Source organism: Rothia sp. P4278 (genome assembly GCF_048512945.1).
Taxonomy (GTDB): domain Bacteria; phylum Actinomycetota; class Actinomycetes; order Actinomycetales; family Micrococcaceae; genus Rothia.
The window spans coordinates 484,854-510,213 of the sequence record NZ_JBLXXU010000001.1; the positions used below are offsets into that span (position 1 = coordinate 484,854).

At 54.2% G+C, this 25,360-nt stretch carries 24 protein-coding genes; 4 read left to right on the forward strand and 20 right to left on the reverse strand.

The window, feature by feature from the left end; genetic code table 11:
• Positions 1-4: 4 nt before the first annotated feature.
• Positions 5-388, reverse strand: a complete 384-nt coding sequence (locus ACN085_RS02170; RefSeq protein ID WP_419099702.1) for a DUF3054 domain-containing protein — start codon at positions 386-388, stop codon at positions 5-7.
• 242 nt (positions 389-630) lie between these two features.
• Here ACN085_RS02170 and ACN085_RS02175 point away from each other — a divergent pair, with 242 nt between their 5' ends.
• The 3 genes from ACN085_RS02175 to ACN085_RS02185 all read left to right on the forward strand — a co-directional run bounded on the left by ACN085_RS02175 (position 631) and on the right by ACN085_RS02185 (position 2,699).
• Positions 631-1,074, forward strand: a complete 444-nt coding sequence (locus tag ACN085_RS02175; protein ID WP_419104499.1) for an NfeD family protein — start codon at positions 631-633, stop codon at positions 1,072-1,074.
• A gap of 54 nt (positions 1,075-1,128) precedes the next feature.
• A complete protein-coding gene (locus ACN085_RS02180) occupies positions 1,129-2,259 on the forward strand; it encodes an SPFH domain-containing protein (protein WP_419110430.1) in 1,131 nt (376 codons plus the stop codon).
• A 101-nt stretch (positions 2,260-2,360) separates the two neighbouring features.
• Positions 2,361-2,699, forward strand: coding sequence for an RNA polymerase-binding protein RbpA (locus ACN085_RS02185; protein ID WP_419099705.1), 339 nt, complete (start codon positions 2,361-2,363; stop codon positions 2,697-2,699).
• 86 nt (positions 2,700-2,785) lie between these two features.
• Here ACN085_RS02185 and ACN085_RS02190 read toward each other — a convergent pair whose 3' ends face one another.
• From ACN085_RS02190 to ACN085_RS02260, 15 genes are all read right to left on the reverse strand, one after another.
• Positions 2,786-3,520, reverse strand: a complete 735-nt coding sequence (locus ACN085_RS02190) for a polyprenol monophosphomannose synthase (protein ID WP_419099706.1) — start codon at positions 3,518-3,520, stop codon at positions 2,786-2,788.
• Positions 3,521-3,602: 82 nt separating this feature from the next.
• A complete protein-coding gene (locus tag ACN085_RS02195) occupies positions 3,603-4,676 on the reverse strand; it encodes a hypothetical protein (protein WP_419110431.1) in 1,074 nt (357 codons plus the stop codon).
• 27 nt (positions 4,677-4,703) lie between these two features.
• Positions 4,704-7,517, reverse strand: a complete 2,814-nt coding sequence (locus ACN085_RS02200) for a DEAD/DEAH box helicase (protein WP_419110432.1) — start codon at positions 7,515-7,517, stop codon at positions 4,704-4,706.
• A gap of 112 nt (positions 7,518-7,629) precedes the next feature.
• Positions 7,630-8,484, reverse strand: a complete 855-nt coding sequence (tatC, locus tag ACN085_RS02205) for a twin-arginine translocase subunit TatC (RefSeq protein ID WP_419110693.1) — start codon at positions 8,482-8,484, stop codon at positions 7,630-7,632.
• A gap of 110 nt (positions 8,485-8,594) precedes the next feature.
• Positions 8,595-8,855 (reverse strand): Sec-independent protein translocase subunit TatA, encoded by a 261-nt coding sequence (gene tatA, locus ACN085_RS02210; protein WP_419099710.1) that lies wholly within the window; start codon positions 8,853-8,855, stop codon positions 8,595-8,597.
• A 5-nt stretch (positions 8,856-8,860) separates the two neighbouring features.
• On the reverse strand, positions 8,861-9,112 hold the full coding sequence (locus ACN085_RS02215; RefSeq protein ID WP_419099711.1) for a hypothetical protein: 252 nt from the start codon (positions 9,110-9,112) through the stop codon (positions 8,861-8,863).
• Positions 9,113-9,301: 189 nt separating this feature from the next.
• Positions 9,302-11,263, reverse strand: coding sequence for a helix-turn-helix transcriptional regulator (locus ACN085_RS02220; protein ID WP_419110433.1), 1,962 nt, complete (start codon positions 11,261-11,263; stop codon positions 9,302-9,304).
• Between the two features lie 71 nt (positions 11,264-11,334).
• Positions 11,335-11,736, reverse strand: a complete 402-nt coding sequence (locus ACN085_RS02225; RefSeq protein WP_419099713.1) for an FKBP-type peptidyl-prolyl cis-trans isomerase — start codon at positions 11,734-11,736, stop codon at positions 11,335-11,337.
• A gap of 23 nt (positions 11,737-11,759) precedes the next feature.
• Positions 11,760-12,803, reverse strand: coding sequence for an FKBP-type peptidyl-prolyl cis-trans isomerase (locus tag ACN085_RS02230; RefSeq protein ID WP_419110434.1), 1,044 nt, complete (start codon positions 12,801-12,803; stop codon positions 11,760-11,762).
• Between the two features lie 101 nt (positions 12,804-12,904).
• Entirely contained in the window at positions 12,905-14,338 is a 1,434-nt protein-coding gene (gene pafA / locus ACN085_RS02235) for a Pup--protein ligase (RefSeq protein WP_419110435.1), read from the reverse strand.
• A 48-nt stretch (positions 14,339-14,386) separates the two neighbouring features.
• The gene (locus tag ACN085_RS02240; RefSeq protein ID WP_419099716.1) at positions 14,387-14,590 is read right to left on the reverse strand and encodes a ubiquitin-like protein Pup; all 204 of its coding nucleotides are present in this window, start codon (positions 14,588-14,590) and stop codon (positions 14,387-14,389) included.
• Between the two features lie 24 nt (positions 14,591-14,614).
• Positions 14,615-16,195, reverse strand: a complete 1,581-nt coding sequence (gene dop / locus ACN085_RS02245; protein ID WP_419110694.1) for a depupylase/deamidase Dop — start codon at positions 16,193-16,195, stop codon at positions 14,615-14,617.
• A gap of 30 nt (positions 16,196-16,225) precedes the next feature.
• Complete coding sequence (gene arc, locus ACN085_RS02250; RefSeq protein ID WP_419110436.1) at positions 16,226-17,905, reverse strand: proteasome ATPase; 1,680 nt, start codon at positions 17,903-17,905, stop codon at positions 16,226-16,228.
• A 79-nt stretch (positions 17,906-17,984) separates the two neighbouring features.
• A complete protein-coding gene (locus ACN085_RS02255) occupies positions 17,985-18,998 on the reverse strand; it encodes a tRNA (adenine-N1)-methyltransferase (RefSeq protein ID WP_419110437.1) in 1,014 nt (337 codons plus the stop codon).
• Between the two features lie 75 nt (positions 18,999-19,073).
• Positions 19,074-20,207, reverse strand: a complete 1,134-nt coding sequence (locus ACN085_RS02260) for a site-2 protease family protein (RefSeq protein ID WP_419110438.1) — start codon at positions 20,205-20,207, stop codon at positions 19,074-19,076.
• Between the two features lie 101 nt (positions 20,208-20,308).
• On the opposite strand from ACN085_RS02260, the gene ACN085_RS02265 reads away from it, so the two are divergent.
• A complete protein-coding gene (locus tag ACN085_RS02265) occupies positions 20,309-21,214 on the forward strand; it encodes a PAC2 family protein (RefSeq protein ID WP_419110439.1) in 906 nt (301 codons plus the stop codon).
• 112 nt (positions 21,215-21,326) lie between these two features.
• On the opposite strand, the gene mshC is transcribed toward ACN085_RS02265, so the two are convergent.
• The 4 genes from mshC to ACN085_RS02285 form a co-directional block, all read right to left on the reverse strand.
• Positions 21,327-22,625: a cysteine--1-D-myo-inosityl 2-amino-2-deoxy-alpha-D-glucopyranoside ligase gene (gene mshC, locus ACN085_RS02270; RefSeq protein WP_419110440.1), complete on the reverse strand. Its 1,299-nt coding sequence runs from the start codon at positions 22,623-22,625 to the stop codon at positions 21,327-21,329.
• A gap of 135 nt (positions 22,626-22,760) precedes the next feature.
• On the reverse strand, positions 22,761-23,591 hold the full coding sequence (locus tag ACN085_RS02275; RefSeq protein WP_419110441.1) for an undecaprenyl-diphosphate phosphatase: 831 nt from the start codon (positions 23,589-23,591) through the stop codon (positions 22,761-22,763).
• 96 nt (positions 23,592-23,687) lie between these two features.
• On the reverse strand, positions 23,688-23,963 hold the full coding sequence (locus ACN085_RS02280; protein ID WP_419099723.1) for a hypothetical protein: 276 nt from the start codon (positions 23,961-23,963) through the stop codon (positions 23,688-23,690).
• A gap of 196 nt (positions 23,964-24,159) precedes the next feature.
• Positions 24,160-25,122, reverse strand: coding sequence for an L-lactate dehydrogenase (locus ACN085_RS02285; RefSeq protein WP_419110442.1), 963 nt, complete (start codon positions 25,120-25,122; stop codon positions 24,160-24,162).
• Between the last annotated feature and the right edge of the window lie 238 nt (positions 25,123-25,360).

The window sequence follows — 25,360 nt, forward strand, 5'->3', positions numbered from 1 at the left end:
GAGTCTATTGCTTGCGGCGCAGAGCCAGCAAAATACAGCGCCACCCAACTAAAAATAGGAGAAGTGTAACCGCTGAAACGATGATAAAGGGTATTGCGGCGGTGTCTCCAAACGAGAGGCGCAATCCAAGGCCCAAGACCAAGGTGGTTACCCAGAGCATGAAGCCTTCTAAAATAAGAGGCAGTTGCCTGCGGGTTTTGACAGCCCAAACACCAACATGACCAGCAAGCACGGCCAGCACAAAAGGCAAGGCGGTTACCGGGAGTTTACTCAGGGTTTCCTGATGGCTGGTCAAACCAATCGCAACGAAAAGAAGAACCAAGACAAAATCAATTCCGAGCCGAGTTAGCTGAGAAAAATATTTACCTGAATTGACAGAACTTAACATGGTTACCACTGTAACCTATCAAGCTATCTCAAAGTTGAGGAAGTCGGTGTAGGGCAGGGTCTAGGTCACCCAGGGGAGCTTTTCAAACTTTACTTTACATAATGTATATTATCGGCTCTATGAAAACATCAATTTGAACCCTAACTTCAGTCAATTTTCGGCATCATGTTACGCACGACTGTTGGTATCCTTCCAGGTTTTGAGGAGAATAGAAGGACTATAGGTAACGCAGGAGAAAATACATGATCGAGTGGTTTGCTGAGCATCTATGGGCCTTCTGGCTCTTGGTTGCAATCCTTCTGGCTATCATTGAAATCCTCATGCTGGATTTCGTTTTTCTCATGATGGCTATTTCTGCACTTACTGCTGCAGGTCTTTCGCCTTTCCTTGATTCATTTGTAGGCCAAGTTGTCCTATTTGCCCTCGTGAGTATTGGCTTACTCCTTGGGCTTCGGCCTCCGCTGATTCGGAAGTTCCACCAGAGCTCACCGGATACGCCGATGAACACAGCAGGCTTGGTTGGCGCCCAGGCCCTAATAACCCAGACAGTCACTACCGACAGCGGGCTTGCAATGATTTATGGCGATATTTGGACCGCGCGCCCGGCTTCAGCAGAAAAGATTCTGCCTGAGGGCTCTAAAGCAACTGTTACAGAAATTCGGGGCGCCACAGCATATTTATCTTAAGAAAGTTTCATTAAACACTAGCTAACAATTAAACCTTTACTGGAAGGTAAGAAATTGACTGCACCACTACTCACAACGGGCTTCATCCTGACGGCCCTCGTTGTCCTCGTACTCATTATTCTTCTTAAAGCTGTCCGCATTATTCCGCAGGCACGCGCTGGGATTGTTGAAAGGCTGGGCAAATATCACACGACCCTTACCCCCGGTTTCCATGTCACCGTCCCTTTTATCGATCGCGTCTTACCCCTGATCGACCTGCGTGAACAGGTTGTCTCTTTCCCCTCGCAGTCAGTCATTACCGAAGATAATCTGGTTGTAGGTATCGACACCGTCGTCTACTTCCAGGTAACCGACCCCAAGGCAGCAACCTACGAAATCACCAACTACATCCACGCTGTCGATGAGCTCACCAGCGCCACCCTCCGTAACGTCGTTGGCGGTCTCAACCTTGAACAAACACTGACTTCGCGAGACAAAATCAACGCTGAGCTCCGTGGAGTACTTGATAACACCACCGGACGCTGGGGCATCCGCGTCTCCCGTGTTGACATCAAAGAGATTCAACCCCCTCACTCCATTCAGGACTCCATGGAAAAGCAGATGCGCGCTGAGCGTGATCGCCGCGCTGCAATTCTGACCGCTGAAGGTCAGAAGCAGTCTCAGATTCTGACTGCTGAAGGTGATTCCCGCGCTGCAATTCTACGAGCCGAAGGTGCCAAGCAGTCACAGATTCTGACCGCTGAGGGCGATGCCAAGGCAGCTATTCTGCGTGCAGACGGTGAAGCCCAGGCTATTCAGAAGGTCTTCCGTGCAATTCATGCTTCAAACCCCAGCCAGAAACTCCTGACTTACCAGTACCTCCAGACCCTGCCCAAGCTAGCCGAGGGCGATGCAAACAAGCTGTGGTTTATCCCCACTGAGCTGGGGGATGCACTCCGTGGAATCGGCAAGGCATTCAACCCTGATGCCGGGAACGATCAAGACACTGCGACAGCTGAAGAAGAGGGAGCTACTCCCCCATCTTCACCATTGATTGACACCCCGGTTATTAAGGTCACCCCGGAGGATCTTAACCCCAATCTGGATAAGCTCGACAGCGGCCTGGACGATGTTATCGATGAGATTTCACACGATGGAGCAGAATCATCTCTTGGCGCAACCGATATACCTAACGCTTCACACTAAACGGAAGCTATAATGGATACTCGGTCTGTTGGTTTCTAGCCGGTCTATAGACCGGCTAGAAACCAACAAACAATTAAGATCACCGTTCTTGGAGGAAAAAAATGAGCGATCGCAGCCTGCGCGGTATGCGCCTGGGTTCACAATCCATGGAAACCGAATCAGGTGTGGAGCCCGCTCCTCGCCAGCGCGTTGAGTACCGCACTGAAAACGGTGAGCGTGTTTTCGTTACTTTCTCACAGGAAGCCGAGATTCCCGCGACCTGGACTGCTAAGTCAGGCAAAGAAGCGCACCTAGTTTCTGGCGACGGCAAGGTTGAAGAAAGTGCTGATAAGCCCATTAGGACTCACTGGGATATGCTCCTTGAGCGTCGCAGCGTAGAAGAGTTAGAAGAAACTCTACAACGGCGTCTTGACGTCTACAGAGAGCGTCACTCCCTATAAATAGATTTCTTCTCAAGATGAGGAAGGGCCCCACCGGGTAAGTTCGGTGGGGCCCTTCTCATCTTTATTCCGTGAAAAGCTCTTCCTTATTTCTTGATAAGTTTGCGGATACGCTCAGCCCTGGCAGTCAGACCCCAGCGGGTTACCTTAGTCATTGAGTCAAGGATGATGTTACCGTCCATCTTGGAGCTACCGATTTCTCGTTCCACGAAGGTGATAGGAACCTCAACAATTTTAAGCCCGGCTTGCTCGGAGCGCCAGGCCAGGTCAACCTGGAAAACATAACCTTTAGAGTCAATCCCCTCAAGGTTAAGACCTTTCAGAGCCCCGCTCTTATAGGCGCGATAACCTGCTGTGATGTCTTTGATTTTGGTACCCAGAATCAAACGGGTGTAGATGTTTGCACCCCGTGAGAGAATCTGCCGGTGCGCCGGCCAGTTCTTGGTCTTTCCGCCGGGAACGTAGCGGGACCCAATAGCTAAATCTGCGCCCTGCTCAATGGCTCGCAGAAGGAGAGGAAGCTGTTCAGGCTGGTGGGAGCAATCAGCGTCCATTTCGATTAGGACGTCATACCCTGCTTCAAGGCCCCAGGCAAAACCGGCTAGGTATGCCCCACCCAGCCCGTCCTTTACCGTGCGGTGCAGGACCTTGATCTGGTGATCTTTCTCGGCCATGGAGTCAGCTAGGTCACCGGTGCCATCGGGGCTACTATCATCGACAACGAGGACATCGCAGGCAGGTACAGCAGCGCGAAGGCGCTCCACCACCATGGGAAGGTTTTCCTTCTCATTGTAGGTTGGGATAATAGTCAAAACTCGCATGCGGTCTCCTTATGCTGGCCTGCGGAACAGGTCGGTTACTTGAACCAGTCTCTCATTGTATCCTTTATTGAGTTCCACCGGGTTACAAAATACCTCTCATCGATTTGTTACCCTTATCCAATTTTTGTCCGGAGTTATACAGTGCTAGGAGTTCAGGGCGAGAGACATCATCAGCTAATACAGGTAGCAGGGGTGTTCGCGCGCGGGGATCTGTGCTCCAGGCAGAAATTCTTGAGTCCGGGGTCTGCACCATCAGTTCAGTAACTTTCCACAGCGCACAGTGTGCGGGGGCCCCCGGCACTAACTGCCCACACCAAGGATTATTCTCTCCCTGCGCCCGATAGACCGCGCGAGTCATAGACTGAAAAGCCGCACGCGCAGACACAGCCATGTCATCTTGCTCAGGGTTAACAGCACGGTTCATTAATTCCCAGCCCAGGGCAAAAGGTGGTCTTAGCGGGTCAGAGCCCAGCACAGCCGACGCTCCAGCCGACAGTGCATGGCTATAGGAATTATGGGATTGGTCAAAGTCTGATGAGAACCCAAGGCTGACATTGAGGTCTTTTGCACGCTCAATCAGGGACATATCCAATGACTGGAGCCCACCCAAGCAGGGGCTAATCCTCATACGGGCCAGCGAATCCATGCCAGCGAGCTTATCCAGAAATTCTTCGGCAACCGAGTCATCTGCGGGTACGGCAACCAGGTTGAGTCGGTGAGACGTAGCAAATTCGAGGGCCTGAGCCGTAGCTTCAGCTGAATCCAGGCAGTAGATACCCTTGACTGCAGGGTCTGGGTGCTGCCCGGTGTTGAGCTTACTAGCTGGTAGGTAATACCTCACCCTTGTTGCTGGGCTCTGTTCAAACCTGCCTGTTGAATCAGTTAGCATCACATTTGCTGAAATGTACCCGGCTTGAGTCAAGGTATCGAGCAAGTCAGCAACCTGATCAGGTTCTGCGCTCAAGGCCGCAAGGGCAAAAGCCGGGGCCAGCAGGTTACCGCTCAAATCAGTGCACCGCATGGAGGGGTCCAAAATAGAGCGAGCACCAGCATCTTGACCAACCCATTCCACATTCCCTTGGGCCACAACCATGGCAGTAGCAAAAGGATCTGCTGGGCTGTAGACCGAACCGTTCAGAAATACCTGTGTGCTCATTGTGAGCGTTCCTTTCTGTTCGATGTCCTAGAACTGGGTTGCAACGACGCCTCGCCGCAAAAGGTTAATTGCAGCCTCGCATTGGGTGCGAAGCTGTGGATCTGTACTCGATACGTGGGCAATCTGGTCAAGACTATCAATAACCTGTTTAGTCCACCTGACAAAGTCACCCGCCACGAGGTCCGACTGTGACAGGGTTCGATCCAGGTTGCGGCCGCGTGCCCACTGATAAATTGGCCAGACCATACCGAAATCGGGTGATGAGGTCTGTGGTAGTTGATGAAGTTTTTCTGCATCGTTGAGAGTGCTCCAATGTTTCAGGACCTTCATGAGGGCCTCTTCAACTCCCGAGGATGGATAGCGAGACAGTAGCCCGAATTCTTCTCGTTTAGCTTCGTAGACTAAGGATGACACAACAGCGGCAGTTGCTGCTGGGTCTAGCCCCTGCAAGAAACCGTCTTCAAGGCACAGAGAGGTCAGAAGGTCTTTCTCACCGTAGATGCGACGCAGTGATGCGCCACGAGAGGTCAGTGTATGCTCACCAGTATTGAAATCGACATAACCAAAGTCGGCAAGAAGCAGCGTGATGCGCTCAAAGACCTGGGCAATTGTATTGGTACGTCTTTGAATTTGGCGGCGGAGCCCATCTGTGTCCCGCGATAGCTTGTACCATCGTTCGGCCCACCGGGCGTGGTTTTCTCGCTCTGAACAACCGTGGCAGGGGTGATTACGCAATGAGCTACGCAAGCTATCGATTGCCTGTGACTCTCCGGTATCGCGTTCACTAAAGTATTTTTTCTGTGAGCCTTTACGCGCGGGTAATTCATGGTAGAGAGCCTCGCGAACTCTTGAGGCCATATCACGGCGTTCCTTGGGGGTCTTGCCCGTAAACTTCTTGGATACCTTGATCTTGGAGATAGGTAGGATAGGGCCATCGAGATCACGCGGATCAAGGCGCCTTAGCTGAGCTTTGAGGGTCAGGATTGAAAGCCTGGGGTTCTCCAAAGATTCTGCCCGCGAGAGTACCACAGCTGGTCCTGCGTTCCGGCCCTCGGGAATCTCGATGATATCGCCAGGAAGCAAATCAAGAATCGAGGCGATGGCCTGTGACTGCTGCAGGCGTGAGCGGCCCTTGGCAGCTTTCTTTTCACGCTCAGAAAGCTCCCGCCTCAACGATGCGTATTCGGTAAAATCACCCAGGTGGCATGTCATGGCTTCCTCAAAACCTGCAAGAGCTTTCTCGTTCTTGCGCACCCGCTGGGCAATACCTACAACTGACTTATCTGCCTGGTATTGGGCAAACGAACTTTCAAGAATCTTCTTTGTACGTTCCGCACCAAACTGGGCAAGCAGGTTAGCACTCATATTGTAGGTCGGTTTGAAGGACGAATTGAGAGGATAGGTGCGCTTTGAGGCCAGGCCAGCTACCTGTTGAGGTTCCAGACCAGGACGCCACAGGACAACAGCGTGACCCTCAATATCGATCCCTCGACGGCCTGCCCTTCCTGTCAGCTGGGTGTACTCCCCCGGCGTAATATCGACATGGGTTTCACCATTAAATTTGGTGAGCTTCTCTAAGACCACAGAGCGGGCAGGCATATTGATCCCCAAAGCCAAAGTCTCGGTTGCGAACACCATGCGGATGAGCCCCTGAGAAAAGAGCGTTTCCACGACTTCCTTGAAGACAGGTAGCAGGCCAGCATGGTGTGCAGCCACCCCTCGGGTAAGTCCCTCTCGCCACTCGTAGAAGCCAAGAACAGCAAGATCCGATGTATCAAGCGATGCCGTTGCCTCTGCGATGTATGCGCGAATTGTCTGAGCTTCAGAATCGGTCGTCAGCCTAACATCGGCGTCAATGCACTGAGATACGGCCGCATCGCAACCGGCCCTTGAAAAAATAAAACAGATACCGGGTAGCAGACCGTCACGGTCCAATGCCCGAATCATCTGCGGGCGAGAAACTCTCTGAGGCCTTATATTCTCAGCGCTGTGTCGTGTTTTTTCCCACCCTTCTTCATATTTACCCCGCCGTCCCCTGCCCAAGCGGGAAAAAGACTTTTCTTGCCGCCCGCTCCTAGAACGCGGCCTATGGCTCAGCTTCACCAGCTCAGGATTAACAGCCGGAATTTCAGCAGAGTTGGCGGCATCCTCAACTGTAGTCTCTCCGATGAACAAGTCCAGGAGCTGTTTGCCCACCATCACGTGCTGCCACAGCGGCACTGGGCGGTGTTCGGACACAACAATATCGGTGCTCCCGCGCACCATGTCGAGCCAGGCCCCAAACTCTTCTGCGTTAGAGATAGTTGCCGAGAGAGCGATGACAGAGATGTGTTCCGGTAGGTGGATAATAACTTCTTCCCAGACAGCGCCCCGCGAGCGGTCAGCTAGGTAGTGAACCTCGTCCATAACGACATACCCGAGATTCTGAAGGGTCGCCGACCCAGCATAGAGCATGTTACGGAGAACCTCGGTGGTCATCACAAGGATGTCCGCTTCAGAATTGATGGAGGTGTCACCTGTCAGCAGGCCCACAGCCTCATGACCATAAAGGTCAACAAGGTCATGGTACTTCTGATTACTCAGTGCCTTAATGGGGGTTGTGTAAAAAGCCTTTTTGCCCTGTTTCAAGGCTAAATAGATAGCAAATTCGCCAACAATAGTTTTGCCGGCACCTGTTGGGGCTGCAACCAGCACTCCCCTACCATTTTCAACCGAGGTGCAGGCCTCACGCTGAAAACTATCGAGGGGGAATTCTAAGGTCTGTTCGAATCTGTGCAGAACCGTACGTGATTGAGCAGCGCGCTCCTGTGAGCGAAGATATTGTTCAGCATAGCTAGCCATACAGTCCATCATAGAGGGGACCGGAGGCCACTCAGGGTTCCTATGGCTAGTTTCGGCCTAAGGCGGATAAGCAAAAAACCCCGGTAAACAAACTACCGGGGTTTACATAAAACTAGAGATTTTCTCGACCAAGCCGCTCAAGTTCTTCAGCGCTAGTTGCTCGGCTAAGTTCATCGTGTGCCAGGCCCTCTGCAAGCTTGGCGTTCCTCCGATCCCTGCGCTTGTCATTGAGCATGGAAATGCCAATGGCCACAAAGAAGAAAAAGAGTAGGGGAAGCATCAGGTAGAGCATAGACATGATGTCGTTACCGGGAGCCGCAATAGCTGCCAGCAAGCCAACAACCACAACAACCCAACGCCAAGACTTGAGAATAGTTTTGCCCCGAATCAAGCCAATAAAGTTTAGACCAACCAAGACAACTGGAAGGACAAATGATAAACCGAAAACAAGCAGGAACTTAACTACAAAACCGACATAGACATCGGCTGTAAAAAAATTAGTAGCCCCATCTGGGCTGAACATGGTCAAGGTTTCAACCGCTGTAGGCAAAACCCACCAGGCCAGCGCCGTGCCTAGCAGAAACATCGGAATGGCTGTAAAGACAAAACTCAGGGTGTAGAGTTTTTCCTTGCGATAGAGGGCCGGTGTGATGAAAGCCCACAGCTGATAAATCCAGACGGGGCTGGCAATAACTAGACCAATGTACAGCGATACCCTCACTAGCTGATCAAAGGGTGAGGTAGCAGTCGCGTAGTTGAGCGCAGCTGTCCGACCGCTTTCAATATTGATTGCATAGACAGGAGCACTAATAGCTTCCATGAAAGGCTGATAGAGGAAAAAACCTGCCACAGCACAGATAATGGTCGCGATGCCCGCTTTAATGAGCCGGGAACGGAACTCACGGAAGTGCTCACTCAGGGCCATGGTTGCCTGAGGATTGTTCTTCCGGTTATGTTTTTTCGCCATCATAGCCTTCTGCTATTTCAGTGGAACCCCACAAACCCGCACCCACTAATCCTGGGTACGGGCTGTGATATTTACTCAAAAACGCTCAAAAGAACCAAGGAGTCTCTAACTTAGAGGCCCTTGTTCTGATCAGTGTTGGTGGGGTTATTGATAACTTCGCCCGAAACTACGTCATCAGTAGTAGATCCGGCAACTGTGGTGTTATCTTTCTTAGAATCCTTCTTGAGACCATCGACCTCTGACTTGAAGATGCGCATGGACTGACCCAGGCTACGAGCCATGCCGGGGAGCTTGGGAGCACCGAAAAGCAGAATAATGATGATAGCGAGAATAAGGAGGTGGCCAGGATGAGAAGCGAGATTACCAAACACGTTCGTCACCTTTCTTGGAGACGTTTAAGGTCTCCCATGAGTTGGGGCTGACCGAGTTCGCTGCGGCGTTGAGTGCGACGCTGGGCGCGGTCGAGCGTTCGAGTATTTTTGCCCTGGACATAATCCGAATATGCCGCTCTGACAGGTGTGAAGAAAGCCGGCGAAGTAGTTTTATCCACCGAACCGACAACCCTTGCCTGCCCTAGCTGGCTATTGATATCGTTCTCCCATTCCTGGGCCGCATCAATAGCCTGCATTGCCTTCTTGAAGACACGGTACAAAAGCCAGGCTAGTACACCAAGGGAGCACACAACCAGTGCACTCCATAGGACTATCCAAAACCACCAAGGCATACCCCTCATTATATATGCCAATCACCAAGAGAGAGCAGGACATTTAGCTCTAGGCTTGCAGTGATTCTTTGTACACTCATCTATGGCAGATACTCAGCTTTTACCCATACCCGTGGTTTCTATATGATTTACCAGTTCCTTTTGTATTTTCCCTGGTGAGAGCACAAATACCGTTGGCCCAAGCTCAACCAGAAAATCAAAGAACCACGACATATAAACCACTGATAGGCGATAAAAAAGCCCTTGGGATGTTTCAGCGACTTCCCGCGAATATCTATTGAGCAAGGCAACAGATTTCTCCCGGTGGCCACCTGAGATATCTGAGGGAAGAACAAGTTCAATCTCTTGCCCAGCACCCTTACTACCCACGAGCTCTCTGAGCCACTCGCGTGGAGAGCTGCTATCACTTTCAGGCTGGTGTTCGTAGACTTGCCCCAAAGCTAAACGACTTTCAAGAATCGAGCCAAGAGAGAAATTTCTATATTCCCTGGCAGTTCGGCACCAGGCCTTAACATATTTTGGCCCGTTATCGATAACCAGGCTCACCGGCTCAATCGTTCTGCTACTTGTGCCCTTACGCGAGCGATAAGTGATATTTAAAGGAACACGGTGCTCCAGAGCATACGCCAGCTCAGCATCGATATCCGCCTGATAAACAGCAACACGATTCTGAAGGGACTTACTCCCCCTCTGATCATCATTGCCCAGCGCTGACCAGAGCTTAAACTTCAGGAGCGAATACACTTTGCTGGCTTCTGAACTCGCAATCAGCTCAAGCGCCAGGACTAGAACCAGAGATTCAGCTTCCGTGAGCCTTACACCTGAGGTAATCAACGGCCGCCCAGAAGCTGTAACAAACCCGTCGCTCCTGATCTCCACCTCCAGAGAATCATAGTTCAAACTGTAGGAGAGATTCTCAAGCTCTGTACGGATCTTTCGCTCCGGTATATCAAAGAAATCTGCGATCTCTGCAAGGTACATACCCTCTTTCTCAGACACCAGGTTCACCATCAGAAGTAATCTGACCAACTGCTCTGAAGCGCTTTCACGATAACGCTGTGGCGCAATGGGCTTCCACTCTTTTGGGTTGGACGGCGAAGTAAGCTGCGGAGTCTGCCGGTGCCAAGCCAACAGCTCTGAACGCAACTGCTCTTCTGCTCGAGCTACCTCAGCCTGGTACCCGGTATCTATTGTTGCCCCAACAGAGTAGCTAGCTATCCCACCCACCATGTGGGTCCTGCCTTGTGCAAGAGCGCTACGTGCAGATTCAAGGACCCCAAACGACGGTGAGACAAGAACCTGCTGAACCTCTGAATCTGCGCCATCATCGCTGAGGGGCACCGTCAGGACATGTGGAGTTTCTGCCGAACTTAGCTGTTCCAGCACCTCTATCATGCTAAATCCTGCCGGTGGCAGCGGCCCTTCAAGAGCAAGAACCTTGACATCGCTCATACGATCAAGCCTAAAGAGGCGCCGCTCCCTACGATCAGCATCCCAACCTGTCACATACCAGTGCCCGAAACGCAAACCCAAGCCCCAGCAGAATAATTTTCGGCTCTCGGACGACGCCCCGTAGGAAAAACTAACGCCCTTGCCTTCTGCCAAGGACGTAAGGCACTCTGATAAACCAGGCCCCGCCGTAAAGCGTGCCACTTCCCCAGAATCCTCCTGGATACCATAGCCAGTTAAAGTCCCAAGTTTAAGCAAAGCTGAACGCACCTGACGTTCAAGGTCGGTTCCCTCCCAGGCACGAGCACAGCGATTCAAAACAGCACAATCAATCAAAGAGAAACTAACCGGCGCAGCAGGAACCCTCCGCTCAACACGGTAGATAAAACCCGACTCAACCGATGGATCACGCTCAGCGACCAAGCTGATACCCAAAGCACGTAAAACCTGTTTATCTCTCTCAAAAGTTCTTTCAAAAGCCGCGAGCGTTCCTAAACTACGATAGCCCGGTACACGCCACCTAATTTCTTCACGTTCAACACCCCGGGGCATAGCAGAAAGCACTTCTAAGAGCGCTAATGAACGTTCCACAGCTTTTGAAGTCACATATACAAAGATAGCCCCCGGACTGAGCTGTCCGGGGGCTAAACACAGATTTTTACTGAACCTGTTAGGCCTTACCGCTTGGTGACATCGACCAGATCAACAACAAAAATCAGTGACTCATTGGGGCCAATTGCAGCACCGGCACCGCGCTCGCCATAGGCCATATCGCTAGGAATCTCCAGACGACGGCGTCCACCAACCTTCATGCCAAGCAGGCCCTGGTCCCAACCGCGAATAACCATACCAACACCTACCTGAAAGCGGAGCGGTTCCCCTCGACCCCACGAGGCATCAAATTCTTCACCAGTGGAAAAGGCAACACCAACATAATGCGCAGAAACTGTGTCACCGGGTTCGACGATATCGCCGGCACCCTCAATTTCATCGATGATAACGAGCTCTTCGGGCACGCCACCTTCCGGAAAATCAATTTCTGGCTTAGTGCGATCAAGTTTGCGCTGACCAAAAGACATAAGATTATTACCCTTCTAAAGTATTATTCGCTCGCTGAGGCTGAAGCTTCAGCAGATTCGGATTCAGTGCTTGTTGCTTCAGCGGACGCGGGAGCAGATTCAGCGGTAGCGGAGGGAGAAGCTTCTGCACGAGAAGGAGCGCTACCGACAATATCAACGACAAAGACCAGGGCACCTTCAGGAGCACCCGAGCTAGCGGCATCTTCACCGTATGCCAGCTCGCTCGGAATAATGAGAAGCACACGGGAGCCAACGGTCTTGCCAGCTAGGCCCTTCTTCCAGCCCTCAATAACCTGTGAAAGAGAGAGACCAGCGGGAGTCTTGCCGTAGTTTCCATCAAACTCAGCGCCGTCAGACCAGGTCGCACCGACATAGTTGACGTAAACAGTATCGGTTTCGGTAATAGCCGGGCCGTTACCGGTGATTAAGTCCTCGGTATAGAGCTCGGTGGGTGCATCCCCGCGATCCTCAGCAAGCTTGAGGGTAGCAGTACCGTCATCGGTGAGCGAGAAAGATTCAAGCGCGGTTGACTTCTTCTCCTTAGCCTGACCTTCAGCGCTCTTCAGTAGCTTGCCTGAAACCGTGTAGACCTCAAGGTTGGTTGCTGTACCGGGTGAGACAGTCGGTGTAGCCGAAGCTGTTGCGGTGGATGTAGCGTCGATGTTAGTGGTGTATGAGAAAGATACACCCACTTTGGAGTCAACCAGAATCTCGTAGAGCTCGGGAGCCGCTGTTTTCAGGCTTTCGCCGACAGGGATAATCATGGGATTGCTAGCGTAAGTGCTATCAAGGGCACTCGTATCTGCACCGTTAAAGACAGTGGCATCAACGAGCAGGGTGTCGCCGTCCTTAATGGTTTCACCCTCACCATCAGAAATCTTGTAGGCTTCAGCATCAGAAGCCGCAAAGGGGGTAGCAAAAGAGACTGATGGCTGAGCTGTTGCACCGTTCATGGAGTAGTTGACATCTGAGAGCTTCGAGCTGTTGCTTGAGCCAGTGCCGCAGGCCGACAGCGCCAAAGCGAGCGCGGCTGCACTTGAAAGGATGAGGGTTGACTTTTTCTTCACGGGGGTTCACTTTCTAGGGTCTGCCAAATATGACGGGATTCTTAACCGGGTTCATACTATCTGATAGACCTGGTTGAGTTCTGAAAAATTGCTAATATCCACTAAATAAACGGGGTCTGCCAGGTCTGTTTTTCCTTGTGCCCTAGAGAACTGAGCAGTTCATCTAGCTGGCTATTTTGAGTTTCAAACGGGTCTTTGCACATGATGGTGTGCTGGGGTCTGTTGTTGAGCTTCAGGTGAACCCAGTCAACGGTAAAGGGCTCCCCCGCGGCTCTGGCGGCGCTAATAAAGCGGCCACGAAGTGCAGCGCGTGTTGCTGGTGGGTTGACTGCCGCATGGGCTATGTCGGTTTGCTCGACCAAGTTCTTGATAAGGCCCTTACGGCTGAGCAACCCAAAGATGCCGCGCTCCGGGTCAATATCATGATAGGCAAGATCAAGCTGTTGAATCTTGGGGTCGTCATACCCGTGAGCGCCCCGCGCAATATAGGTGTCCAGGAGTTTTTTCTTGATGGCCCAGTCGATTTCAGTGTCGATGAGGGATGTGTCGCCTGTTTCAACCGCGTCAAGGGCCCGCCCCCAGAGGTCGAGTACATAGGGGACATCGGGGTGGTGGGGGCCTTTGTGCTCAATGTATTGGGTGGCCGCTTGGTGGTAGTGGCGTTGTAGGGTCAGTGCGTTGGCCTGGGTGCCGTTGGACAGATCGAAGATGGCGGTGCCGGTGAGGTCGTGGGAGATGACGCGCAGGGCGGTTGCGGTGTCTTTGATGTCGTAGGTATTCAGGGGGTAGTAGTCTTCGAGCATGCGCAGGACAAGCTCGGTGGCTCCGAGTTTGAGCAGGGTTGTTGCCTGTGACATATTGGAGTCGCCGTTGATGACGTGCATGCGGCGGTAGAGAGAGGCATCGGCGTGGGGTTCATCGCGGGTGTTGATGATAGGGCGGGCTCGGGTGGTGGCGGTTGATGAGCCTTCCCAGATGTAGTCGGCCCGTTGGGAGAAGGAGTAGCTGGGGGGCCCTGGGGTTCCGAGGGTGCATCCGCCCCATTGGGGTGGGCCTTGGGGGTGGGTTTTGCCAGCGCCTACCATGATTTGGCGTGTGATGAGGAAGGGTATGAGCGATCGCATGAGCCGGGAGAATTCTACTTTGCGTTCGAGCATGTAGTTTTCGTGGGAGCCGAAGGAGTTGCCGGCCGAATCTACGTTGTTCTTGAAGAGAAAGATTTGGCCCTTGTAGCCCTCTGCTTCGAGATGGTCTTGTGCTTGGTTGACCAGGTCATTGAGCAGGTACTCCCCCGCTTTGTCTTGGGTAAGGGCGTCGCGGATTGAGGCGGTTTCTGCGGTGGCGTATTCGGGGTGGGAGCCTACGTCGAGGTAGAGTCGTCCCCCGTTGGGAAGAAAGACATTCGATGAGCGCCAGGTGTCGACCACGGGTTTGAAGAGCTTTCGGGCTGCTTCTTCGGGTGAGAGGGGGCCGAGCCCACGGGGTATGTAGCGGATACCGAATTCTGTTTCGATTCCGAATATTCTGCGTTCCATCTGTGTCCTTGCCGCTGGTTGAGGGGTGTGGGTGGGGGCCTGGGGCTCTTATTGGCCGCCCTTTTGGACGAATCCTTTGACGAAGTCTTCTGCGTTTTCCTCGAGGACACCGTCGATTTCGGCTAGGAGGTCATCGATTTCGGAGACAGCCTGGTGGTTGATGTCGGTTGTGGTGGTTGCCAGTTGGATTTCGTCGGTTCCCTGGCTGGTGGTCTGCTTCTGGTTCTGTGCTTGGCTTTGGATGCGTTCCATGGTGTTTTCCTTTGCTGGGGTTGGTTAGTTTTCGGTCTTGTTCAATAGAGCGAAGAGTTGGTCAGCGTGGGCAAGACCGAGGTGGGGTTCTACTGTTTCTGCGGTGAAGCCGGTGGGGTCGTCCATGTGCAGACGGTGCAGGTCAATTGAGAGCGGGTTGCGGGCTGAGAGGGTATCCCAGTTAGCTCCTAGGACTTCATCGGGCCAGGTGGTGATGAATTTGCCGCGAAGGTAGGCGCGAGTGTCACGAGGCGGTTCGTGGGCGGCGCGGGCAATCTCTTGTGGGGTGAAGAGGGTCTTCATGCGCCCCAGGGCTACCAGCTTGTGGTAGAGGCCTTTGGTGGTTCTGACATCGGAGTATTGCAGATCGATGGCTGCCAGTTTGGGGTCGGCCCAGGTATGTCCCTTGGCAATGTAGGAGCTCATGAGGGCGTATTTGGCAACCCAGTCCAGTCGGTCTGCCAGGGAGAGCAGATCATGTTCTAGTGCCTGGAGTGTGTCTGCCCAAAGATCCAGAATCTCTTGGGTTTCGGGATCGGGGTTGGCTTCGAGGTTTCGGGCGGCCTGGAGGTAGGCATCTTGAATCTCCAGGGCGGTCATTTCGCCGCCGCTAGCCAGTGCTAGGGGCTGTTTGAGGCTAAGATCATGGCTGACAGCGTGCATGGCTTGCACCGGGGTAGCCAGCTTAATGGCTGGGATCTGCTGAGCCTCTACCAGGTTGAGTACCAAGGACATGGTGCCAAACTTCAGCAGGTTTGAGTAGTGTGAGAGGTTAGCATCGCCGGTGATCACGTGGAGCCTGCGGTATTTACTGCTCTCCGCGTGCGGTTCGTCCCGAGTATTAACCAGAGGCCTGCGAACTGTGGTTTCTAAGCCAACGGTGCGTTCAAAGAAATCGGCGCGCTGTGAGATTTGGAAGCCGGCTCTCTCCGCTGCTATTCCCAGCCCTACGCGTCCAGCACCCACCATAATCTGGCGAGTGGCGAAGAAGGGCAGTAGGGCCGCTGTCAGGTACTCAAAATCTACTGAGCGCGGGAGCAGGTAGTTCTCGTGAGACCCGTAGGACTGCCCCTTGCCGTCAGTGTTGTTCTTATAGAGGTTAACAGCAGGCATGGTGCTCTGCTCCCCCTGAACCATACGCTCAATGGTTGCTACGCTCTGGGCTACTATATGGTCCCCGGCGGCATCCCACAGAACCGCATGGCGCGGGTTGGTGACTTCGGGAGATGAGTACTCGGGGTGGGCATGATCTACGTAGAGGCGAGCGCCGTTGGGCAGTATGGAGTTCATGGTGACCGCATCCCAGTCGATGCGTTCGGCAAAGTGACCCGCTTCGCTGAGTGCTTCGGCGGCGATGTCTTCGCTGGTCAGGATTTGAGCTGTGTCGGTGAGTTGGCTGGGGTGGGCCTTTTCGCGCGTAACGGTGAAGCCTCGGGCATCGGTGAGCGGGGTTTCTGAGCTGTATTCCCAGGTGCTGTTGAGCTCGGCCGTGAGCTTCTCTTTAAAGAGGGTGTCATAGGTGTTGACGACAAAGGCCGAGAGAACGGTGGGGTTAGCATGGGGCTTAGCTGGGGCATGGACCCCGTATTCGGTTTCGGCTCCCATGATGCGGCGAACGGTCACGGTATCCTCCTCTTATTCAGCTTCGACCGAGCGTGCTGGTGCTACTCGGAGGACGCGTAAACGGATGTTCAGGGTGGAGAGGACGTCTTCAATTTCTGCGGCCTGGGGTACTTCGACCTGGTCTTCGAACTCTGCGCGGACCGCTTCAAGCAGGTGCTCAGTGGTGATGCCGTCTGCGCCGGTGGAAAGGTAGGACTTAATGGCCAGTTTTTTGGCCTGGTCTACGATGTTGCGGATAACGGCACCGGAGAGGAAGTCGCCGCGGAAAAGCCAGCGGCTGACCCCGTTCTCTAGGTCGATCAGGATGTAGCGGTTGGCCGGATCGGTGGAGAAGAGCTGGCTAACCACGGTTTCAATCATGGTGCTAACGGCGGCTTCTTTTGAGCCGGCCCGGTCGATTTCGCTCTGACTAATGGGGAGTTGACCGGTGAGGTAGAGGCCAAAGATTTCGGCGGCTCCTGCCCGGTTGGGGCGGTTGACGCGGATTTTGACGTCCAGACGGCCAGGTCGTAGCACAGCCGGGTCGATCATGTCTTCACGGTTGGTTGCGCCGATGACAATGACGTTATCTAGGCGCTCAACGCCATCAATTTCGGAAAGCAGCTGGGGAACAATCGTGGTTTCAACGTCCGAGGATCGTCCGGAGCCGCGAGTGCGGAAAAGGGATTCCATCTCGTCAAAGAAAACGACTACAGGGTGACCGGCGCGGGCCTTGTCGCGGGCGGCGGTGAAGATCTCGCGAATCTGGCGCTCGGTCTCCCCCACATACTTATCGAGAAGCTCTGGGCCCTTGATGTTGAGGAAGTAACCGGTCTTGCGGATGCCGTCGTCTGCTTTCTCTGCTGCGCGGGCTGCCAGTGAGTTGGCTACGGCCTTGGCTATGAGCGTCTTGCCGTTACCCGGAGGGCCGTAGAGCAGGATTCCCTTGGGCGGGGTCAGCTCGTACTGGCGATAGATTTCGGGGTGTAGGAAGGGCAGCTCAACGGCATCACGAATGAGGTCAATCTGTGAACTGAGGCCACCGATCTGGTCATAGGTGATATCGGGGACTTCTTCAAGGACTAATTCTTGGGCATCGGTACGCGGAACCAGGGAGGTAATCATCTGGATCCGCGAATCGTAGGTGACGGTATCGCCCAGCCTCAGGTCAGCGGGGTTCAGTGCGCCCGAGATTCGGGCGACAGCCTTTGACTGGTTGGGCATATCAATGACCGCATGAGTATCATCGAGGAGCTCTCGAACCACGACCAGCTCCCCGTAGCCTTCAAAGCCCAGGCAGAGGACAGCTTGACTGTGCTCATTGAGCAAGACCGTCATGCCGGGTTTAAGTGTAGAGAAGGGAAGAAGCGGAGAACAGGTAATGCGCACCAGACGCCCCCCTAAGAATACGTCCAGGTGCTCTTCTATCTCAGCGGGGGTCTTACCCTTAGCCAAGTCCTGGTAGGTCATGCTGGCACCGTGTACTGCTAGAACAATAGCCGAGTTCAGCGGCGGCGCAACCTCCTGAGAAAGCGCTAAGCGCAAGTGCTCAATCTCGTTTTTAGTTTTAGTGAGTGCGGTGACCAGCTTTTGGTTTCTCTCACCAGCAGCACGGAGCTGGCGGTCAAGGTTCCGGCGGTTATCGTTGGCTATATTGAGTTGCCTCAAAATACGTTCGTAGTCGGTTGCCGAAACATTCATCTGTTCACTCATCACTGATCATCTCTTTTGTTGCCCGTCCCCTGGTGCCCTCAGTAGATGCCCGCGGGCACCGGGGAGATTCACGGCTTTTCTACTCTGTTTCTTGAGCGTGCTGGCTAGCTGATGTTGCCTTTTCGGCCAGACTCAAGGCGTCACGGCCCGCCCGGCGGAGCTTACGGTCCGATACCTTGCGCTCACCCAGGGCAGCCGGGGTCCAGGCATTCATATCCTCTTCGGAAAAGTCGGTCTTAGAGGCGCGGCGCTTGGGTGCCAGACGCTCTGCACCGTCTGCCAGACGGCGGGCGGTAATCAGGAAGCCGGTGTGAGCTACCATGCGGTGATCGGGGCGTACAGCTAGGCCCTCAACATGCCAGCCGCGCACCATGGTCTCGTGTGACTCGGGTTCGGTGAACCGGCCATCAGCGCGCAGGGCTTCTGCCACGCGGGAGAGCTGGGTAACGGTTGCTACATAGCAGATAATAACGCCGCCGGGTGCCAGTGCCTGGGCAACAGCGTCCAGGCATTCCCAGGGTGCCAGCATATCCAAAACAGCCCGGTCAACGCTGCCGGGTTCTTCGACATCGCCCAGGGTCTCGGCCAGGTCGCCCAGGGTTAGGGTCCAGGCAGGGTGGGCACCGCCAAAGAAGGTCTCGATGTTACCGCGAGCGATATCAGCGAACTCTTCACGCCGCTCAAAGGAACGCAGGTGCCCCTGATCGCCCACAGCACGCAAGAGGGCAATTGAGAGTGCCCCAGAACCCACACCCGCTTCAATGACGCGAGCGCCGGGGAAGATATCGGCCATTGCAACGATTTGCCCTGCATCCTTGGGGTATACAACAGCTGCCCCGCGCGGCATGGAGAGAACAAAGTCCTTGTAGAGGGGGCGCAGGGCCTGGAACTTAAAGCCTTCGGAGTTCTCAATCACGGTACCCTCAGGGTGGCCAATCAGTTCACTGTGTTGGAAGAAGCCACGGTGGGAGTGGTACTGGCCCCCTTCGGTGAGGGTAATGGTGGTCATGCGTCCGCGTTCGTCGGTGAGTTGTACGCGCTCGCCAGGTCGGAAGGGACCGCGACGGTTAATGCTACCGGTGGGGGTGCTCATAAGGTCAGAAATCTCTTTCGTTAAAGTGTTTTTTCCATTGTCTCAGATAAAGCACCGGTGAGCACACCTGCCGTCTCAGGGTGAGGGCGGTGTGATGCTGCTGAGCGCTCCGGCTATGTCCTGGGCGGTTACGGTTCCGGCGGGGACAACGGTGCCGGTCACTAGCCAGATTCTGTCGAGGGCGTTCTCGGCTGGCGGTTCTGTGTAGCTGGCAAAGCCCTGGTACTCGTCTATGATATCGGTGGGCCCTGAGCTTAGGGTGAGATGCCGTCTTTGCAGGGGCTGGGCAATAGCGGCTAGGGGCTGGTAGGCCAGGCTCTGGTAGGAGGCTCTTAGGGTACTTGCTGGTACCACTGCGCGAAATTCGGGTTTTCCTTGGCCCTGGCTGATAAGAACGATGTCGCTCCGGCCGTCCCAGCCTTGTGCGGCAAGACCGATAAGTTCACTGTCAAATTCACAGCTAGCAGGTCCTATGAGTTGCTGAACGTGCAGAGGGTGGCCTGTATCGGAGTTCATTCCAAGTTTCTGAACAGCTGGTAGGAGCCCGGCCCCGATATATACGATAAGGAGTGCCCCAACGATTAAGGTGATGGGGCTCTGCCAAAAACCGGTCATCAGGAGAAAACCAATCAACAGTGCTAGGAGCAGAAAGCCGGTGTAGGTGACCAAGGCGTGAGCCTTTGAGCGGCTCCGCAGCACCAGGAAGATCAAAGCTTCAACCGCATACCCGCCGTCTAAAGGAAAGGTAGGTAAGAGGTTGAAAAGCCCTATGGCTAGGTTGACCTGCACAGCCAGGTGGAAGCCGTAAAACTCAGCGGTGCCAGTAAGTGCCCAGATGATCTGGCAGGCTAAAGCGACCACAAAATTCATTAGCGGCCCAGCTAAGGCCACCCAAAGAGCGGTTGAAGCAGACATAGTGTGCAGGAGGGTCTGCCCGCCCCACATATTGAGCGTGATAGAAGAGACTCGGGCCTTGCGTGCTCTGCCGACCGTCGCGTGTGCAAGTTCATGTAAGAAGACACCCAGTGCAAGAGTGATAGCGACAACGGCCGCTGCCAAATACCCCTGAAAGGTGCTCAAGCTCTGCCAAGAGGCAAGCCGCATACCGTAGCCGGCAATAATGAGCCCCATCAGTGGGAACCATGACCTTTGCAGGTATATGGGCGCACCGGCGAAGCGGCCAATCATGAGCCCGGGTGTTTTCCTCATGCTTTCGCTCCTGCTTTCTAGGGTCACATCAAGACAGGGTTATCCTCAAGCTAGTGTATTACCCAACCAGCGCCCGGCACATATCGGGTAGAATACGGGGAGTGTTTACTCAGCCGCTACCTCACCATCTCTTGACCCACTACGCCCAGAAGGCCGGCAAGCAAGGCCAGGTGCCACCTACCCTCCTGCTGGTGGCCTTTGAGGGCTGGAACGATGCCGGTGAATCCGCCAGTCAGGCAGTCCAGCTGGTGGCAGAACACTACCAGGCCAAGCCTTTTGCTGGTTTTGAAAGCGAGTCTTTCTACTCCTACACAGAGAGTAGACCCCACCTGGTACCCGAATCTCAGGGCCAAGCCACGGGGATTAGCTGGCCCCAAACGCGTTTTGTCGAAGCGTGGAGCACCAAGGGCACACGGATTCTAATCATCACCGGTCAAGAACCCTCCCTCTCCTGGAAGAACTACTGCCAGCACCTACTGGAACTCATAGACCGGGAAAAAGTTGATCTGGTCATCTTCTGCGGTGCCCTGCTCGATGAGGTTCCGCACACCCAACCAGCACCTGTAGGCATCACAAGTTTTAGCCCCACCATGCTGGTGCACCCGGGCGTTGCCCCCAGCACCTATACCGGGCCTACCGGCATCATAGGGGTTCTGGCGCATGCCGCTGGTGCACGCGACATTCCGGCGCTCTCGCTCTGGGCATCTCTGCCCCACTATCTGGCGCATCCGCCCCACCCCAAGGCAACCTTTTCCCTGCTCAGCGTCATCGAAGCCATCACGGGCCTGCCCATGCCGCTTGAAAAACTAGCAGATGAAATTATGGCCTGGGAACGGGGTGCCAAAGAGCTACTTGAAGACGAACCTGAGCTCCTAGCCTATGTCCAGCAACTGGAATCAACTTACGAAAGAGCAGACAGCATCGGGGATATCAGCAAGGTCGATATCGCCGCTGAATTTGAGCAGTACCTCAAAGAGCAGGACAGTGAGGGCGGCTCTCCCTTCTAGTTACTCATGGCTAGGGGCCCGCTCCAGGGGACTTCTGGTAAAAGAGACCGGTGGCGGCTCCCGCTCAGTAGGAGTACCGCCACCGGTCTAAGGGGTGCAGGGAACACTGGCCTTAGGCTCCCAGGAGCACACCCAACCGAGCAGACAAAAGATCGGCTACCAGATGGCCACCCCTACCACCGTGTTCCACAACTGACAGTGCCCACTGGTCAATCGCAACCAAAGCGGCTGGAGCATTCAGATCATCGGCAAGCGCATCACGAACAGACGCTAAGAGAGCTAAGGCCGCTTCATCGGCCTCTCCTTCGGCGCTCGCAAGAGCTGAACGGTAGAGCTCCAAACGTCCCTTAGCCTTATCTAGCAGGTCATCGTGCCAGAACCAGTCGGTACGGTAGTGGTTATCCAAGATGGCAAGACGGATTGCAGCCGGCTCAACCCCAGCCTGGCGCAGCTTAGATACCAAAACAAGATTACCCAGGGACTTACTCATTTTTTCGCCGTCTAGGCCCACCATTCCAGTGTGCATGTAGTGCCGGGCCATAGGCTGGCCGGTCAGGGCGTACGAATGGCTGGCACCCAAATCATGATGCGGGAAGATGAGGTCAGACCCACCGCCCTGCACCGAGAAGGGCGCCCCCAGATGGCTACCCGAAATAACGCTACATTCAATGTGCCAACCTGGGCGGCCAGCGCCCAGTCCCTCAGCAGGCCAGGACGGTTCACCAGCTCGCGCTACCCGCCACAGAAGCGGATCTAAGGCCTTGCGCTTACCGGGGCGGAGCGGGTCGCCACCACGCTGACTAAAAATAGTTAGCATCTCTTCGGGAGTGTAGTGGGCTATCTGGCCCAGTTTCCAGCCATGCTTACTCCCCTCACCCAGCTTCTGGGCCGCATCAAGGTCAAAGTAGATATCGCCCTCAGGCTGCTGGTTACCCTGCTCATCGGTAAAACCGGGCAGGCGATAGGCCAGGCCGCTTTCTAATAGCTCTAGCACCGCCTGAGCAACAGCAGGAATAGAGTCCACTACGCTCACATAGTTATCGGGCGCAATAACATTCAGGGCAACCATATCGGTGCGGAACAACTCGATCTGTTCCTCAGCGAGTTCCTGCCAGTCAACACCCGTTGCCGCGGCACGCTCTAAGAGAGGGTCATCTACATCGGTAACATTCTGCGCAAACTTTACCGGCACCCCGGCATCGCGCCAGGCCCGATTCAGCAAGTCAAAAGCTACATAGGTAGCCGCATGCCCCATGTGCGTAGCATCGTAGGGTGTGATACCGCAGACATAAAGCCCGGCCTGCTCTTGGCGCTCCAGGGTTGCGCGCGCCCCCAGAGCCGTATCAAAAATGGTAGGAAGGGGTGCCTGCCCCGGCAGGGACGGGATAGGGGGTTGTTCCCAAGCTCGCATGAATACCTCACGTTTGGTGGACTTTCTTGGCTCAGCCCCAGCCTATTTGGCCAGGTGCCCGAGTCTAAAACTCTCTAGATAAAACAATACCCGCCCGGTTTATATTTCCGGGCGGGCTGTGCAGTCCAACTAAGTTTAGGCGACGAGGATGCCTGTCCCCAGAAGGATGTAAAGTACTACGCCCAGCGCAATGCGGTACCAGATAAAGATGCTGTAGCTCTTATGCGAAACGTACTTGAGGAACCAGCCGATGATCAGGTAACCCACCACAAAAGCAACCAGAGTCGCCACGACGGTTGAGCCCAGACCGTAGTAGCCGTTGAAGCCCTCAGAGAGGCTACCGGCGAGCTTGTACAAGCCCGATGCGAATACTGCTGGAACCGCCAATAAGAATGAGTAACGAGCGGCGGCTTCGCGGGTATAACCCATCAGCAAACCTGCCATGATAGTGCCACCTGAGCGGGATACGCCGGGCACTAAGGCCAGTGCCTGCGCGAAGCCGTAAATCACGCCGTGCTTGATATTCAGGTCGGTCAGATCGCGCTGTTCCTTACCAATTCGGTCAGCAATTGCCAGAAAAAGGGCAAAGACAATCAGCATGGTTGCTGTAATCCAAAGACTACGGAAGGTTGAATCGATGGCATCTTCAAGAAGCAGGCCAAGGATGCTGATCGGTAGCGAGCCAATAATAATGAACCAGCCCATACGAGCATCGGGGTCCTTCTTATCAACTCGACCGATCAGAGAACCAAACCAATTTTTGATGATCCGAACAATGTCCTTCCAAAAGAACACCAGAACTGCTGTTTCGGTACCCAGCTGGGTAATAGCCGTAAAAGCGGCTCCAGGGTCCTCACCGTTGGGCAGGAACTGCCCAATGATGCGAATGTGCCCCGAAGACGAAATTGGCAAAAACTCTGTTAGACCCTGGACTAGACCCAGGATGACTGCTTGTATCCATTCCACAGCTAGAACTTTACGCGAGTCAAAACAAAAGCACAGCACCGCGAGCGGTGCTGTGCTTGGAATAACAGGCTACAAAATCTTCTCTAGCCCCTAAGGTTACTCGGCCTGATCAGCATCTTCTGCGTCGTCAGCCTCAAATTCGTAGTCGAATTCATCGGTGTCATCGTCTTCATCCAGGAAAACTTCCAGAGGAGTGACCTCTTCATAAGCGTCAAAAAGAGCCTCTTCGTAACGCTCAAAGGCATTGGCAATGGCAACGTAGGCGTTGTCTACAGCCGCATCGTGTTCACCTCGGCTGTTAACGATTGCGTTGAGGTGCTCTTCAAGAGCGGATGTCAGATAAGCCAGTTCGGCACGAGGATTTGTACTCATACAGTAGACGTTACAGCCTTTCTCCCAAAGTGGGAAATACCCGTCAGGAAAATTTTGGCTAAACCACCCTTCCGCTTCCCCCAGAAGTCCACCCCGTCTTAGGGGGTATAGGTTGGGGCCCGGTTCTGTCTACCGGGCCCCTATCGGCGCTCCTTAGGCCTCTTCCCTTGCGAGAGTGGCGATGACTCGGCCTTGATTAGAAACCTAGAGTAGCCAATGATGCGTTGATTGCGTTGGCTGAAGCGCGCAGACGCTCAATCTCATCATCGGTCATAGGGACATCGAGTACACGCTTGACACCATCGCGGGAAACGACTGAAGGCAGTGAGAGGGCAGCTTCGCCTTCGATGCCGTAGCGGCCACGGATCTGGGTAGCAACGTTCAGAACGGCGTCCTGGCCCTGCAGGATAGCCTCTGCGATACGGGTTGCTGAGATGCCGATAGCATAGTTGGTGGAACCCTTGCCTTCAATGACCTTGTAGGCTGCGCGCATAGCCTCTTCAGCAAGTTCAGCCTTAACCTGGTCGGTAAAGACCTTTTCGCCGGCTTCGTTGGTCCATTCGTTGAGAGGAACCATACCAATGTTGGCAGCTGACCATACGGGGAACTCGGAGTCGCCGTGCTCGCCCACGATGTTTGCGTGGACGGAGCGGATGGAAACGCCAGCCTTCTGGGCAATGAGCCAGCGCAGGCGGGAAGAGTCAAGAACGGTACCCGATGCGAAGCAACGCTCGCTGGGCAGGCCGGTAATCTTCTGGGCGACAACGGCCAGAACGTCACAGGGGTTGGTGACGATCATGAGGATTGCGTTGGGTGCTACTGCCATAACCTGGGGCAGCATTGCCTTGAAGATGTTGACGTTTGCTTCTGCCAGTTCCAGGCGGGGCTGGCCGGGCTTCTGGCGAGCGCCTGCGGTGACGATAATCAGGTCAGCATCGCGTAGGATTTCAATATCGCCGCTACCTGCAACCTCAGCTTCGTGGGCGAACATGGTGCCGTGAGCAATATCCAGGCCTTCAGCAACAGCACGGTCGGCGGCAATATCGTAGATCACGATTTCATCGGCTGCGCCGCGGAGGGTTGCTGCGTATGCGGTTGCTGAGCCTACGCCGCCTGCGCCGATAACGCCGAGCTTGGTGTGCTTCTTTTCCAGGGCCATGGTATTAGGTTCCTTTCACAGAATCCGTGGTGGATGTTTTCTGGTGGCAGTTCAATTATGCCACGATTCGATATGTTTTAGTGTGGTTTTACCTGTAGTTTGTGTGGGGTTTACCCGGCCCAGCCCCCTAAAAAACCAACAAAAACAAATATGTGCATCCTGACCTTTTGTTGAAGCTCACATGCTCTAGTGAGCTAGGGAATGTGCGGGAAAGAACATGAACTTTTAGAAGTTTTTG

What these genes read in the sequence shown, in the direction of transcription:
- ACN085_RS02170 (WP_419099702.1), bottom strand. Translation starts at nt 388, where the DNA reads ATGTTAAGTTCTGTCAATTCAGGTAAATATTTTTCTCAGCTAACTCGG.
- ACN085_RS02175 (WP_419104499.1), top strand. Translation starts at nt 631, where the DNA reads ATGATCGAGTGGTTTGCTGAGCATCTATGGGCCTTCTGGCTCTTGGTT.
- ACN085_RS02185 (WP_419099705.1), top strand. Translation starts at nt 2,361, where the DNA reads ATGAGCGATCGCAGCCTGCGCGGTATGCGCCTGGGTTCACAATCCATG.
- ACN085_RS02190 (WP_419099706.1), bottom strand. Translation starts at nt 3,520, where the DNA reads ATGCGAGTTTTGACTATTATCCCAACCTACAATGAGAAGGAAAACCTT.
- ACN085_RS02195 (WP_419110431.1), bottom strand. Translation starts at nt 4,676, where the DNA reads ATGAGCACACAGGTATTTCTGAACGGTTCGGTCTACAGCCCAGCAGAT.
- ACN085_RS02200 (WP_419110432.1), bottom strand. Translation starts at nt 7,517, where the DNA reads ATGGCTAGCTATGCTGAACAATATCTTCGCTCACAGGAGCGCGCTGCT.
- tatC (WP_419110693.1), bottom strand. Translation starts at nt 8,484, where the DNA reads ATGGCGAAAAAACATAACCGGAAGAACAATCCTCAGGCAACCATGGCC.
- ACN085_RS02215 (WP_419099711.1), bottom strand. Translation starts at nt 9,112, where the DNA reads ATGCAGGCTATTGATGCGGCCCAGGAATGGGAGAACGATATCAATAGC.
- ACN085_RS02225 (WP_419099713.1), bottom strand. Translation starts at nt 11,736, where the DNA reads ATGTCTTTTGGTCAGCGCAAACTTGATCGCACTAAGCCAGAAATTGAT.
- pafA (WP_419110435.1), bottom strand. Translation starts at nt 14,338, where the DNA reads ATGGAACGCAGAATATTCGGAATCGAAACAGAATTCGGTATCCGCTAC.
- ACN085_RS02240 (WP_419099716.1), bottom strand. Translation starts at nt 14,590, where the DNA reads ATGGAACGCATCCAAAGCCAAGCACAGAACCAGAAGCAGACCACCAGC.
- dop (WP_419110694.1), bottom strand. Translation starts at nt 16,195, where the DNA reads ATGGGAGCCGAAACCGAATACGGGGTCCATGCCCCAGCTAAGCCCCAT.
- arc (WP_419110436.1), bottom strand. Translation starts at nt 17,905, where the DNA reads ATGAGTGAACAGATGAATGTTTCGGCAACCGACTACGAACGTATTTTG.
- ACN085_RS02255 (WP_419110437.1), bottom strand. Translation starts at nt 18,998, where the DNA reads ATGAGCACCCCCACCGGTAGCATTAACCGTCGCGGTCCCTTCCGACCT.
- ACN085_RS02260 (WP_419110438.1), bottom strand. Translation starts at nt 20,207, where the DNA reads ATGAGGAAAACACCCGGGCTCATGATTGGCCGCTTCGCCGGTGCGCCC.
- mshC (WP_419110440.1), bottom strand. Translation starts at nt 22,625, where the DNA reads ATGCGAGCTTGGGAACAACCCCCTATCCCGTCCCTGCCGGGGCAGGCA.
- ACN085_RS02280 (WP_419099723.1), bottom strand. Translation starts at nt 23,963, where the DNA reads ATGAGTACAAATCCTCGTGCCGAACTGGCTTATCTGACATCCGCTCTT.
- ACN085_RS02285 (WP_419110442.1), bottom strand. Translation starts at nt 25,122, where the DNA reads ATGGCCCTGGAAAAGAAGCACACCAAGCTCGGCGTTATCGGCGCAGGC.